Below are 13,662 nucleotides of genomic sequence, written 5' to 3'. Positions count from 1 at the left end.
TCCAATCCGATGGATCACTTGGCCAGCTGGCGTAATCGCCGCGCTCGCCTGGGGGGCTGGTCGCCTTACGTCGATCGCGTTTCTTGACCTCATCTTCGTCGCCGCTGTCGCTTGGTTAGGCGGTTGGTTATTGAGCGACTTTACTTGCCGCTACCTCACCCGGCGTGGGGAGCTCGCACCGCGGGAGGGCGAAGTCGAGTGGGCGGTCGACGAGCCGAGACCGCGCCCACAGTGACGGAGCCGCCATTTCCTCGAAATGCTCGCCGACATGCGGCCGGTCGCTGTCGATCGTGCTCACCCTGGTGGGGGAGACGTGACCGGGCGGAGGGACGCCCAGATCGCCCCCGGGATCGAAAACCCCACTGCGTCGGACTCGCCCTGCAGAGGCCGCCAGGACGCGCTCGATGCCTTCGTTGCCGGCCTGTGCGGGCAGGATCGCGCGTCATTCGACCGGGTGGCCCTCACCGTGGTCGCCATCGAGAGCTCGACCGCCGACGGCGAACGGGCAGGGCGGGCGGGAGGGCGAGAACCAGCCTGGTCAAGCTGCTCGCCATGTACGCGCCGCACACTCTGAGGTTCTTCGACGGCGAGTTCATCTCGGAAAGTTTCCGGGCGCCTGCTTCTCGGCCCTCTCCGCCGGGTTCGACCCAAAGATCAAGAGCGCCACCCCTTGCGAAGATCAAGGCGCAGCACGGTGCCGACGAACGAAGATCGCGGCCGCCTATCAGACGGTGCTGAAACCGGTCCTGGATGCGGCCGGACGCCCCACCGGCGTCGACTTCGCGCCGGGATAACCGCGGCTCGGCAACCCTGAATCCGAGGGTGAGTTACTCCTGTCAACTCGTACGCCGATTGCGGTATCTGGCAGCTGCGGCCACCAGAGCGAGCACGACCGGAACGACGATGGCAACCGGCAGCGAGCCCGCTGCGGTCAGGGTCCGCTTTCCGGCCACTGTCACGTGTACCGGCTGGCTCACCACCAGCGGGCCCGTACCCGCCGTGGAGTCGCCTGCGGGCATGAGCACGACGTAGACGTCGAAACTGCCGGTGTTGACGGCCTGACTCTGCCAGGACAGTGACGTGCTGCTGCCTGGCGCCACCGGCGGAACTTCCCGGGTCACGTCCGCCGACCAGTCCTCGAGGTCGACGTAGACGCCGTCCAGGCTCGCGACGTTGAGGTGGGCCACCAGCCGGTCGGTCGGCACGGAACCCGAGTTGACCACGCGGGACTCAAGCGTCAACCGCTCACCAACGACCGTGTTGAGTCGGCTCTGCTCTAGTACGACCTCGACGACGCCCGGCAGTGGCGGCGGAGCGGCTGCCGCCGAAGCGGTCAGGCCGACGGGAGCCGTCAGCGCCACCAACAGCCCTGCGAGGGCCAGCCCTGTCTTCATGCTCCGCTCACCCCTCCATGCAGCCTGACGATCCGGGTGCCGGCGGCAACCAGGACGCCGCCGGCCAGTACCGCGGTGAGTAGCGGAGACATCAGGTAGGACAGGTCCCGCGTCCAGCCGTGCCCGTTGACGAGCGCAGCCGTCAGGTAGTGCAGCGCCGCGCCGACCGGATTGAGCCGGACGAGAAGATCACCGAACCAGCCCTTCGGCGCGCCGCCGGGCAACTGGGTCGGTGCGAAGAGCGCCACCAGCAGGAACAGGCTCACCGCGAGGCTGACTTTGTTGGAGCTCGACACGGCGCTGATCAGCAGACCGAGCGCGGCGAGCGCGACCGCCAGCAGCGTGCCGACGAGCAGGCCCAGCAGCAACGCCTGCCCGACGATGGACACTCCGCGTCCGAGTACCCACAGATACGGCACGCTCACGACGAAGGCCGCGAGCCAAAGTGACATGGCAGCTGCCATCTTCCCCAGCACGATCGCCCGGCGGGAGACGGGTGCGAGCAGCAGGCTCTCCAACGTGCCCCGTTCCCGCTCCCCGCTGATCGCGTCGGCGCTGACCACCAGCGTGACGAGGACGCCGACCGCCACCGCAACCTGCAGGGTGAGGTTCACCGCTTCCCGCTGCTCGAGGAAGTTGAGCACCTGACTGGTACCGGCAAGGTAGGTCATGACGCTCAGGACGACGCTGAACGCGAAGACCAACACCGGGCCGCGCCCGCTCACCCACAGATCGCGGCACTCCTGTTCGGCGACGACCCGCCAACCCGGGCCATCGCCGCGAACCCCGCCCGCGCTGGATTCGCCGAACCGGACCCGCCCCCGCAGACCCGTCGTCATCGGACACCCTCCCCGGTCATAGCAAGGAACGCGTCGCTGAGCCGCGCGCGTTCGGCCTCGAAGGACAGGACCGGCACGTCGGCGCTCAGCACGGCCCGCAGTGCTGCGTTCATCCCGGTACCCGTGCCGCTCTTGTCTGCGCCCGGCGATCCGTTCAGGGAGATCCTGAGGATGTCGGGACGTTCGTCGGCGGGCTCTGTCATCAGGCCGGCGACGCCCGCGAGCGCTTGCCGGGCCCGACCGACCAACTCGATCGGTACGCGCATCTGCGCGTACTGCTGGGTGGGGACAGCGCGGGTGACCTCGCCGAAGGTGCCGGAGACGAGGACCTTTCCCTTGTGAAGGATCAGCACGCTCGTGCAGATCTCCTCGACGTCCGGAAGGGTGTGGGTGCTGAGGATGACCGTCGCTCCTCTGACCACCGCGATCTCGCGGACGATCGCCAGCATCTGACGTTGCCCGGCCGGGTCGAGCCCGAGCGTCGGCTCGTCGAGGAACACGACAGCGGGATCGTTGACCAGCGCCCGTGCGATGCCCAGGCGCTGCCGCATGCCGCGGCTGTACGTGGAGATCCGCGACGAGCCACGCTCGGCCAGGCCTACCTCCGCCAGTAGCCGCTCGGCGACCCGCGCGGCGTCCGGACGGGCGTTGCCGAACAGCCGCGCGTGGTAGCGCAGGTACTCCTCGCCCGTCTGGTGTCCGGGATAGCCGCTGCTTTCCGGCAACACGCCGATCCGCCGTCGAATCTCGCCCGGCCGGGTGCAGGGAACACCAGCCACCGAGAACTCCCCGCTCGTCGGTGCGAGCACCGTGGTGAGCAATCGGATGGTGGTCGTCTTGCCCGACCCGTTCGGCCCGAGCAGTCCCACGACCTCGCCTTGTCGTGCAGTGAAGCTCAAGCCGTCAACCGCCGTACGGTCCCCGAACCGCTTGGTGAGCCGCACCGCCTCGAGCTGCACGCTGGCCATGAGCGTCCCCCTCTCGCCGTGCGAGGTGGCGGCGCGCCACCCGCGGTCCGTTCGACCAGGACGTCATGGCGACTGTACGGCGGGTTGGCTGAAGACCGGCTGAACGCGGACGAAGCCGGAGGTCTGCGTCGGCGGCTTCAGCGGGCAGTAAGCCGGCGAGTGGCACACTTGGGGAGTGCGCATCCTCGTGGTCGAGGACGACAAGCATCTCGCCCGGTCAATCAAGCGTGGACTGGAGGCCGAGGGGTTCGCTGCTGAGGTCGCACTCGACGGCATCGACGGCCTCTGGCGGGCCACGGACGGCGACTTCGACGTCATCGTTCTCGACATCATGCTTCCCGGCAAGAACGGCTTCCAGGTGTGCGCCGAGTTGCGTGAGGCCGGCAACTGGACCCCGATTCTCATGCTCACGGCCAAGGACGGCGAGCTCGACGAGGCGGAAGCTCTCGATACCGGAGCCGATGACTACCTGTCCAAGCCGTTCTCCTATGTCGTCCTGGTCGCCAGAATTCGGGCGCTGCTGCGCCGGGGTTCGCGGGAGCGCCCGGCCACGCTGAATGTCGGCGACCTGCGGCTCGACCCCGCCGCCCACAGGGTCTGGCGTGGGGAAACGGAGGTCTCACTCACTCCGCGCCAGTTCGCCCTCCTCGAGTTCCTCATGCGGCGTCCGGGCGAAGTGCTTTCCAAGGGCACCATCCTCGACCACGTCTGGGACTTCGCGTTCGACGGCGACCCCAACATCGTCGAGGTCTACGTCCGGCACCTACGCAGGAAGATCGACGAGCCGTTCGGTCGATCCGCGATCCAGACCGTCCGTCTCGTCGGCTACCGACTGGACCCCGATGGTGGCTGAAAACCCCCGGCCTCGGGCACGCCTCACGACGGTGCGCGCCCGCACCACCGTGGCCGCCACGATCGTCGTTGGTGTCGCCCTCGTGGTCACCGCCGTGGGCCTGGTGGTGTTTCTGCGTCGTTCGCTGGTCGAACGCGTCGACGACATGGCGAGGGTACGTGCGCACGACGTCGCCACTCTGGCTCGCCAGGGCACGCTCCCCACGGAGCTGGCCGTCGAGGGTGACGACGGAAGCATCGCCCAGGTCGTGGACGGCGCCGGCCGGGTGGTGGCCGCCACCGCCGGACTTCGGCGCGATCAGTCTCTCGCCCGGTTCGGCTCCCCCGGGGCGGGGTCCGAGGTGCGCTCAGTGGACGGCCTTCCTTTCGGCGAGGCCGGCAGCTACCGGGTCATCGCGCTGTCCACGGCTACGCCCGAGGGACCGGTGACCGTCTACGTTGCGGCGAGTCTTTCCCCGGTCGATGACGTCGTCGACGTTCTCCAGGGCGCCCTTGCCACCGGTGCTCCACTGCTGCTGGCACTCGTCGCCGTCACGACCTGGACGGTCGCGGGTCGCACCCTGCGGCCGGTGGACGCTATCCGGGCCGAGGTCGCCGACATCTCCGAACGCTCCCTCGACCGGCGCGTGTCCGTGCCGACCACGGACGACGAGATCAGTCGGCTCGCGGGCACGATGAACATGATGCTCGACCGGTTGGATGCCGCCGCCGAGCGTCAACGTCGCTTCGTGGCGGACGCCTCGCACGAGTTGCAGACCCCACTCGCCGCGGCGCGCACCGACCTGGAGGTCGCACTCGCTCACCCCGACGGCACCAATTGGAACGACACGGCAGCCGACCTGCTCGCGGCGAACCGTCGTATGGAGCGCCTGGTCCGGGACCTGCTGTTCCTCGCCCGGGCGGACGCCGGCACCCCTCGCGCGGCGACCCGTCCGGTGGACCTTGACGACATCGTCCTGGCCGAGGCGGCCCGGATCCGTGGTGGCGGCCACCTGCGGGTCGACACCGGCGCGGTCTCGGCGGCTGCCGTCGACGGCCGTCGCGACGACCTGACCAGGGCCGTACGCAACCTGTTCGACAATGCCGAGCACTATGCCTCGTCATCGGTCAGCGTCGAGCTCGGCAGCGACGACCGCCGGGTCACGTTGATCGTCCACGACGACGGGCCGGGGATTCCGTGCGCGGACCGGAAGCGCGTCTTCGAGCGGTTTACGCGCCTCGACGATGACCGGAGCCGTCGCACGGGCGGCACCGGTCTCGGTCTGGCCATCGCGAGAGAGATCATCGACGCACACGGAGGGTCGATAGACGTCGAGGACGCACCTCGGGGTGCACGGTTCGTCATCTGCCTACCTGCGCGCTGACCGAGGGCCTCGCTCGGGAAGATCCGACGATTTCTCACCAAATTGCAAAGGCCGTGCGGAGCGCGTTCAGTCATTTGCGGAAATCCCCAGCGATCCAGCGAACCTCTTGACCAGCCAATCAGCTGAGTTGCAACATAGTATTACAAAGTAGAATTAAACTTGACGGTCCCGCGTAGATCGTATTACAGCCGAGTTTACACCCGTTCAGGCGCGTTGACTCCGCTAACCACGTGCGGCTCGTGCCGGCGGAATACGGGAAGTGACAATCGGCCGATCAGCCTGATCATCACGAGCGTCCATGGCGCGGTTCCGTGACCCTGCGCAGCGAGGCGGAGGAGGTGCAGACGCATCAGGGGGGTGTGGGGTTGTGGAGTTCCGGCTCTTGGGAGCAGTGGAGGCATGGGCGGGGGATCGACAAGTCGATCTCGGGCCACGCCAACAGCGGCTTATGCTGGCGATCCTCGCGCTGAACGTGAATCAGATTGTGCCGCTCGACCGCCTCGTTGACCTGACATGGCCTGAATCGCCGCCACAGACCGCACGTCATGCCATCCACGTCCGCGTCTCGCAACTGCGCCTTGTCCTGACCATGGCCGGTGCGGACCGTGAAGGCGTGGAGATCACCACGCGCGGCCCGACGTATCTCCTGCGGGCTGACCCGATGAGCGTGGACGCCCACCGCTTCCGCGCCCTCCTCGCCGCGGCTCGCCGTGAGACGGACGACCTGAAGAAGGCGGCGATGCTGCGGCGCGCGCTCGATCTGTGGCACGGACCCGCGCTGGCCGACGTGGCGACCCGGCGAGTCGAACATCTGTGCCGGGGACTGGAGGAAGCGCGGTTGACCGCTGTGGAGGAGTGGCTGGACGCGCAGTTGCGGCTCGGCCGGCACGAGGCCGTGTTGGATGACCTCGCCGAGTACGCCGGGCAGTATCCGTACCGCCAACGATTGCTCGCGCAGCTCATGTTGGCCCTGTACCGCGCCGGCCGTGCCGCCGATGCGCTGGTCGCCTACCGGCTTGCGCGGAGCCGGCTCGTCGACGAACTCGGACTCGATCCAGCGCCGCAGCTGCAGCAGCTGGAGAGAGCGATACTTCGCGGCGATCCTGGGCTTGACCTGCCGTGACCCAGCGGCCCAGCGGACCCGTCGGCAACCACGGCGACTCGTTCTGGCTGGGATGAGGGTCCGCCGGTCAGGCATGGGCCGCTCCACGCCGCCGGGCTGCTGGCCACACGCGCGTTCCGAGCCGAGATCTGTGAGGCGTGGACGAATGCTCGTGTCGTCCGAAGCGCAGATAGAGGGACGGGAGGACGAACAGGTTCAGCAGCGTCGATGTGACCAGGCCACCCAGAATCACGACCGCCATCGGGTGTTCTATCTCGTGACCGGGAAGGCTGCCGGCGATGACCAGGGGAACGAGGGCGAGCCCGGTCGCCAATGAGGTCATGAGGATCGGCGAAAGTCGCTCCTTCGCACCGCGGAGGACGAGACCTCGGCCGAACTGTTCAGATTCCTCCCTTTCCAGGTGCTGGAAATGATTGATCATCAGGATGCCGTTGCGGGCGGCGATGCCCAGCACGGTGAAGAATCCCACGAGCGAGCCGAGCGAGAGGATGCCGCCACCGAGGTATGCCGCGAGGACCCCGCCCACCAGAGCCATGGGCAGCGTGAGGAGGACGAGGAACGCCAGCCGCCAGCTGTTGAAGGCGGTGGTCAGCAGGAAGAGAATCCCGATCACCGCGACGCCGGCGAAGAGCAGCAGCCGATCCTGGGCGCTCGTGGCCTCCTTGTACTCACCGAGCAGCTGGGGATGGTACCCCGGCGGGAAGTCCACCGTCGCCAGGCGGCGCTCGACCTCGGCCGCGACGTCACCCAGGGCCTTCCCCGCGGCCACGTTGGCCCCCACATTGATGTACCTCGACCCGTTTTCCCGCAGAATCTGGTTGGGCGTGGGCACCATCGTGACCTCGGCCAGTTCACCAACGGGGACCTTGCGCCCGTCCGCTGCGTCCATCAGCAGGTTGCGGACGCTCTCGATGCTGTACCGCGCACTCGGCACGCTCCACACGTGCACCTCGGTGTTCTTTCCGTTCCGCCAGATGTCGCCCGCCTCCTCGCTGGCGATGAACGTGGCGGCCGTCCGGCGTACGTCGCCCGGCTTGATCCCGTACCGTGCCGCCTTGGCCAGGTCGACCTGGACATCCACCTGAGGAACGTTGGTCTGCAGCGTCACGTGTTCGTCGATGATGCCGTCGACACCGGCGATGAGCTCCTTGACCTCGTTGGCCTTGTCTCGGAGGACGTCGAGGTCGTCACCGACGATCCGGATGGTGATGGCCTCGCTGGATCCCGTGAGCACCTCCTTGGTGCGTTCCTTCAGGTAGGTTTGCACATCGCGCTGCAGTCCGGGGTAGCCGTCGACCACCTGCTGCACGGCGGCGAGAGTCTTGTCGTAGTCGACTTTCGGGTCGATGCTGATCCAGTTCTCGGTGAAATTCATGCCGACGACCTCGTCGGCCAACGTGCCCTGCCCGATGTGCGCGCCGAAGTTCCGGACCCCGGGGATCGCCCTCAGCTCCTTGCTGACCTGTTCCGTGATGCGGACGCTCTCCTCACGCGAGGTGCCGGGCTGGGCCACCCAGTGCATCAGGAAATCCCGCTCCTTGAACGCGGGGAACAGGTTCTGCCCCAGCATCGGTACCACCATGACACCGCCCGCCAGGACGAGCCCTACGGTCGCGTAGGCGACGGCGGGACGCGGGATGATGCGTGCCAGCATCGCGGTGTAGCCGCGCTGGAGCCAGCGCACCAGCGGCGATTCTCGCCGCTCGATCGGCGACCTGGCCAGCAGCAGCAGGGCGAGCGCCGGGATGACCGTCAAGGCCACCAGCAGCGATGCCAGGACCGCCAGCCCGTAGGCGAACGCCATGGGCCGGAAGAACGAGCCGGTGAGCCCGGTGAGCAGGAAGATCGGGACCGTGCTGACCAGGATGATCATCGTGGCCTGGACGATCGGACCCCGCACCTCCACCGACGCGTCGAGGATGATCGCCGCGGTCGACTTCGTGCTGCCCGCTCGTCGATGCTCGCGGATGCGGCGCACGATGTTCTCGACATCGATGATGGCGTCGTCGACGAGCACGCCGAGGGCAATCACGAGCCCCGCCAGGATCATGGTGTTTATCGTGGCGCCGGACCAGTAGAGCACCAGTCCCGCCGCGACGAGGGAGAGCGGGATCGAGATCGCGCTGATCAGCGCCACGCGCCACTCGAAGAGGAAGAAGACGAGGATCAGGACCACGAGTCCGAAGCCGATGACCAGCGCCCGGCCGAGGTTCTCGACTGAGGTCTCGATGAAGGTCGCCGGCCGGAAGATCTCCGTATCCACGTTCAAGCCCTGCATGCCCGGCGCGAAGTCCTTCAGCGCCGCCTCGACCCCGCGCGTCACCTCGAGCGTGTTGCCCCACGGCAGCTTCTCGACGATGAGCATGAGGCCGGGGCCGTCGTTGATGACCGCGTCCCCCGTGAGCAGTGACGGCGGCATGATGTCGTCGGTGATGTAGGCGACGTCCTTGAGGTAGACCGGCTTGGCGCCCTTCGGCACCTCGATGGGAATCTCGGCCAGTTGCTGCCCGGTCAGGGCGGGCAGTTGGTGCTGCACCTGGAGACGCTGGTTGGCGGTGTCGACCCACCCGCCGGTGCCGATCTCGAACCCGCCGTTGAACTTCAGCTGACCCACGTCCACCGCGTCTCCGGCGGCCTCCATGACCTGGGCCAGCGTGACGTTGTGCCGCTTCATGAGCTCGGGATCGACGAGGGCCTGCTTGACGTGCCACCGATCGCCCCAGATGGCCACATTCGCCACCCCGGGTACGCGCATCAGGCGGGGCCGGACCGTCCAATAGGCCTGCAGCGCCATCTCGACGTGAGCCGCATCCGACTTGTCCGCCTGGGATATTCCGATCTTCATCACCCGGCTGGTTGACGAGAGCGGTTGGATCATGAAGGGCGCGTTGGCCCAGCGGGGCAGTCTCGGTGTGATGGCGGTGAGGCGCTCCTGGATCAACAGGCGGGCCGCCATGAGGTCGGTCCCGGGCTTGAAGATCAGGATGATCGAGGAAAGCTGGGAGACCGACTTGGAGCGCATCACGTCCAGGCCCTCGATCCCGGTGAGCCCCTGCTCAAGCGGGACGGAGACAAGCTCCTCGACATCCTGCGCGGACAGCCCGATGCAGATCGTCTGTATCTCCACCCGGGGCGGCGCGAACTCGGGGAAAGCGTCGACGGGCATGTCGCGAATCTGCACGACGCCGAAGAACATCATCATCGAGGCCCCGACAACCACCAGGAACCGGAGCTTCAGACTGGTTCCAATGATCCAACGCATCATGGTCTGGGGTCCCTACCCTCGTACCGACTGGATGGACTACTTACCGACCCCGAGCTCGGCGCCCCAAAGCTCGATGACGCCGATCGTCACGATCGCCGTCCCCGCCGGCGGTGCCTGGGCAAGAAACGCGTCGGTCCCGCCTGCCCCGCCCACGGTCGCGACCACGACCTTCTCGCGGACGTACGTCAAGGGCTGGGGAACCGTGTAGACCCAGGCCAGGCCGGTCGGGTCGTAGAGCACCGCCGAGTACGGCACCACGGTCGCCGGCGGGCCCGGCGACGGGGTCGGCCCGCCCGGCGGTGCGGTCTGCGCCGCGCCGATCGTGACCGTCCTGATGTCCACCCGGCGCGCCGCCTGCTCGGTCAACGTCACCTTCTTCACGTCTTTTCCCGGGATTGCCTCGACCATGGCCGGACTCTCCTTGTGGCCACCCGAGGTGTTCGAGGCGGGCGTCGTGCAGGCCGCTAAGCCCAGCGTCATCAGGATCGCTGCCGTCCACCGACCGCTGTGTCGCATGTGGTCGCCTCCTTGTCTGTGCATGGGACTCTCCTGGTTCCGATCAGGCTGGAGCTGGGCTTGATGTGGGTTCCTTGCCCGCCGCACCGGGTTCTGGCCTGGGCGGAGGTATCGATCCGGCCCGAGGCTCCGACCGAGCCACCGATGGAGACCGGACGGCGAACCGCAGATACAGCACGGGCAGGACGAGCAGGTTCAGCAGCGCGGTCGTGATCAGACCACCAAGGATGATCAGGGCGAGCGGACTCACGATCTCGAGGCCGGAGACGCTGCCGTAGATCACCATGGGAAGCAGAGCCAGCCCCGCCGCCAGGATGCCCGTCACGGCGGGGATGAACTGCTGCCGTGACCCGAGCTCGACCAGTTCGGCACCCTGCGCGTGGCCTTCGTCCGCCAGCCGCTGGTACCGCCTGATCTGCAGTGTGCCGCCCCGAACGGCCATGGCCAGCACGGTGAGCAGCCCTAGCAGCGCGACCACCGAGACGGCCGGCCGGTCGATGGCCGCCAGCAGTAGCCCGCCTGACAGCGCCGTCGGCAGGAGCAGGAAGTACAGCGACGCCACCCGCCAGCTACCGAAGCCGGCCTGCAGCAGGAAGAAGATCAGGATCACGGCACCGACCACGAAGGTCCACACCCGGAGATCCGAGCTCGCCTGTGCCTGTCCCTCTCCGAGCACCTCGAGGTGGTGCTCACGGGGGAAGGTCACCTGCTGCAGGCGGTCCTTGGCCTCGCTGGTGACGGCGCCCAGACCCCGCCCGCGCACGTTCGCGACGACGTCCATGCTGCGGGAGACCTGGTCGTGCGTGATGACCTCCGGCTTCGCCACGACTCTGACCTCGGCGACGTCGGCCAGGCGCACCTGGGCCGGGCCGCCGCCCGGGCGGCCGACCGGTGCGTCGATCAGCAGGTTCTGGATGGTGGACAGGTTCTGGCGCACCTCGGGGACGCCCCACACCACGACCTCGAACACCTTCTGGTCGTCGAAGAGGTTGCCCGCGACGGTGGACGAGATGAGGGTGGCGGCCGCCCGGCGCACGTCGCCCGGCTTGAGGCCGTACTTCGCGGCCTTCGCGACGGACACCTCGATTTCTACCGTCGGCGCGAACTCCGCGGTCCGAACCCGTGGTTCGGTGACGCCGTCGATGGCGGAGATGATGCCGAGGACCTCCTGGGCCTTCTCGTTGAGCACCCCGTAGTCGTTGCCGTAGATGCGCACGATGAGGTCTTCCGCCGCCCCACGGGTCACCACTTCCCGGATCCGCTTGTCCGAGTAGGTGATCACATCGCTCTGCACACCGGGATAGCCATCCACCACCTGCTGCACGGCGGCCAGGGTCCGGCCGTAGTCGGCCCCCGGGTCGACACTGAGCCACACCTCGCCCGAGTTCATGTTGACGACCTGGTCCGACGCCAGTGCCCGCCCGGTGTGGGCGCCGACGTTGCGTACTCCCTGGACGGCCCGCAGTTCGGCACTGAGCGCACCCGTGATCCGGTTCATCTCCGGTCGGGACGTGCCGGGCGGCGCCTCCCAGGTGATCATCAGGTCGCGCTCCTGAAGCGTCGGGGACAGCGGCCGCGAGCCGAGGAACGGCAGGGCGGCCAGGCCCGCTACGACGAGGAATCCGACCAGGGCATAGGACCAGACGGGCCGGTGGAGCAGCCGGGGCAGCAGCGCGCCGTACGCCCGTCCCAGAGCTCGGGCGAGCGGCGACTGGCCGTGCTGCAGCGACGACCGGGTGAGCAGGAGCGTGGCCAGCACGGGGGCCAGCGTCAGCGCGACCACCAGTGAGACCACCGTGGCGGCCAGGAAGCCCTGGGCGACCGGGGTGAGGAACGCCCCGCGCACCCCGTCGAGGATGAAGAGGGGCACCACCGAGACCGCGGCGATGAGGGCCGCGACGAAGAGCGGGCCGCGTACGTCGAGGATGGCTCCCCGGATGGTGTCGGAGACGGGCTCGTCGGAGCCGTCCTCGCGGCGCTGCCGCAGCCGTTGCCTGACGTTGTCGACGGCGACCACCGCGTCGTCCACGACGATGGCGAGGGCCATCACTAGCCCCGCCAGGGACATCATGTTGAGAGGTACGCCGAACCAGGACAGCACGAGCACCGTCACCGCCACGGAGGCCCCGATGGTCAGCAGGCTGACCAGCGCGGTGCGCCAGCTGAACAGGAAGGCGCCAAGCACCAGCAGCAGGAGGATGGCGCCGAGGATCAGCGTCGTGGTGAGGTGGTCGACCATCTTTTCGACGAAGGTGGCCGGCCGGTACACCGTCGTGTCGATCTCGACGTTCGGCATGGCCGGTCGAAGCTCGTCGAGCGCGGCCTCCACGTCCCGGGTCACGTCCGCGACCTTGGTGCCCGGGAACCTCTCCACCACGAGCATGAGGCTCGGGGTGTCCTTGACGACCGCGTCGCCGATGAGGAGTTGGTGATCCTCGACGATCTTGGTGACATCGCCCAGCAGCACTCCGCGGTCCTCGGCGCCCTGAACGGTGACCTTGCCGAGATCCGCCGCGGTCTTGATCGGCTGGTTGTGCTGAATCTCGATCCGTTGGTTGGCGGTGTCGATGAAACCGCCGAGTCCGGGGGTCGAAGCCTCCACGAAGGTCAGTGGCGAGACCCACAGCGCGTTCGCCGACGTGCGCAGCACCTGGTCCAGCGTGACGCCGTGCTGCACCAGCTTGGCGGGATCGACCTGCACCTGCAGTTGACGGTCACGGAACCCCCAGATGGCCACATTGGCGACGCCAGGGACGCTCAGCAGGCGGGGCACTATCGTCCAGCGCGACAGCAGCGACATATCGATCAGTGACTGATTCTGGGACGAGAGACCGATGTTCATGAGCCGACCGGTCGACGAGAGGGGCTGCACCACCAGCGGTGGCCTCGACGAGGCGGCCGGCAGCATGGCGACCATGGTCAGCCGCTCCTGCACGACCTGCCTGGCCCGGATCGGGTCCGTGCCGGGCTCGAACGTCATCTCCATCGACGACAGTCCCGGGAGGGTGCGGGATTCGAGCTTCATCAGCCACGGGATCCCGTTGAAGAACTCGTTCTCCATCGGGTTGGTGATCAGATTCTCCACCTCTTCGGCGGAGAGCCCGAGCGCCTCGACCTGCACGTCCACCCGTACCGGCCCGAACTCTGGCAGGGCCTCGACCGACGAGTTGCGAAGCTGTACGAAGCCGACGGCCATCAGGGCGACGGCGATGGCGAGCACCAGCCGTTGGTATTTGACGCTTGACCCGACGATCCACCGCATCATGGCCCGAGACCTCTCAGTTGGAGTTCATCGGTCTACCGACCAGGGTCAAGATGACGCCGACCGCTCACGCTTTGCT

The 13,662-nt window shown here is 67.7% G+C and carries 9 protein-coding genes; 3 read left to right on the top strand and 6 right to left on the bottom strand.

The annotated features are described in order from the left end of the window. Positions 1–836 precede the first annotated feature (836 nt). Genes ACWD6N_RS19760 through ACWD6N_RS19750 form a run of 3 tightly spaced genes read right to left on the bottom strand, consistent with a single transcriptional unit; the run spans position 837 to position 3,201 of the window. Complete coding sequence (locus tag ACWD6N_RS19760) at positions 837–1,394, bottom strand: hypothetical protein (RefSeq protein ID WP_354968044.1); 558 nt, start codon at positions 1,392–1,394, stop codon at positions 837–839. Next, positions 1,391–2,233 (bottom strand): ABC transporter permease, encoded by an 843-nt coding sequence (locus ACWD6N_RS19755; protein ID WP_354968045.1) that lies wholly within the window; start codon positions 2,231–2,233, stop codon positions 1,391–1,393. Before ACWD6N_RS19755 ends, ACWD6N_RS19760 begins: the two co-directional genes overlap by 4 nt. Continuing rightward, positions 2,230–3,201 (bottom strand): ABC transporter ATP-binding protein, encoded by a 972-nt coding sequence (locus ACWD6N_RS19750; RefSeq protein WP_354968046.1) that lies wholly within the window; start codon positions 3,199–3,201, stop codon positions 2,230–2,232. The genes ACWD6N_RS19755 and ACWD6N_RS19750 overlap by 4 nt, the downstream gene beginning before the upstream one ends. 175 nt (positions 3,202–3,376) lie before the next feature. Between ACWD6N_RS19750 and ACWD6N_RS19745 the strand changes: the two genes are divergently transcribed. From ACWD6N_RS19745 to ACWD6N_RS19735, 3 genes are all read left to right on the top strand, one after another. After that, entirely contained in the window at positions 3,377–4,054 is a 678-nt protein-coding gene (locus ACWD6N_RS19745; protein WP_354968047.1) for a response regulator transcription factor, read from the top strand. A gap of 31 nt (positions 4,055–4,085) precedes the next feature. After that, positions 4,086–5,417 (top strand): sensor histidine kinase, encoded by a 1,332-nt coding sequence (locus ACWD6N_RS19740; protein WP_354968048.1) that lies wholly within the window; start codon positions 4,086–4,088, stop codon positions 5,415–5,417. Positions 5,418–5,715: 298 nt separating this feature from the next. Further along, a complete protein-coding gene (locus ACWD6N_RS19735; protein ID WP_387328904.1) occupies positions 5,716–6,540 on the top strand; it encodes an AfsR/SARP family transcriptional regulator in 825 nt (274 codons plus the stop codon). A 67-nt stretch (positions 6,541–6,607) separates the two neighbouring features. On the opposite strand, the gene ACWD6N_RS19730 is transcribed toward ACWD6N_RS19735, so the two are convergent. From ACWD6N_RS19730 to ACWD6N_RS19720, 3 genes are read right to left on the bottom strand one after another with little or no spacing between them, the layout of a single operon-like run. Then, positions 6,608–9,805: an efflux RND transporter permease subunit gene (locus ACWD6N_RS19730; RefSeq protein ID WP_450005018.1), complete on the bottom strand. Its 3,198-nt coding sequence runs from the start codon at positions 9,803–9,805 to the stop codon at positions 6,608–6,610. A 36-nt stretch (positions 9,806–9,841) separates the two neighbouring features. Beyond that, on the bottom strand, positions 9,842–10,321 hold the full coding sequence (locus tag ACWD6N_RS19725) for a hypothetical protein (RefSeq protein WP_450005017.1): 480 nt from the start codon (positions 10,319–10,321) through the stop codon (positions 9,842–9,844). Between the two features lie 43 nt (positions 10,322–10,364). Continuing rightward, a complete protein-coding gene (locus ACWD6N_RS19720; protein ID WP_450005016.1) occupies positions 10,365–13,541 on the bottom strand; it encodes an efflux RND transporter permease subunit in 3,177 nt (1,058 codons plus the stop codon). Positions 13,542–13,662: the final 121 nt, after the last annotated feature.

This window comes from Micromonospora sp. NPDC005163 (genome assembly GCF_053599835.1).
Note: the sequence above shows the minus strand (reverse complement) of the source record. Positions and strands in the feature narration are given on the sequence as shown.

Coding starts and splice junctions, on each gene's coding strand:
- ACWD6N_RS19760 (WP_354968044.1), bottom strand. CDS start 1,394: ATGAAGACAGGGCTGGCCCTCGCAGGGCTGTTGGTGGCGCTGACGGCT.
- ACWD6N_RS19755 (WP_354968045.1), bottom strand. CDS start 2,233: ATGACGACGGGTCTGCGGGGGCGGGTCCGGTTCGGCGAATCCAGCGCG.
- ACWD6N_RS19750 (WP_354968046.1), bottom strand. CDS start 3,201: ATGGCCAGCGTGCAGCTCGAGGCGGTGCGGCTCACCAAGCGGTTCGGG.
- ACWD6N_RS19735 (WP_387328904.1), top strand. CDS start 5,716: ATGGCGCGGTTCCGTGACCCTGCGCAGCGAGGCGGAGGAGGTGCAGAC.
- ACWD6N_RS19730 (WP_450005018.1), bottom strand. CDS start 9,805: ATGATGCGTTGGATCATTGGAACCAGTCTGAAGCTCCGGTTCCTGGTG.
- ACWD6N_RS19725 (WP_450005017.1), bottom strand. CDS start 10,321: ATGCGACACAGCGGTCGGTGGACGGCAGCGATCCTGATGACGCTGGGC.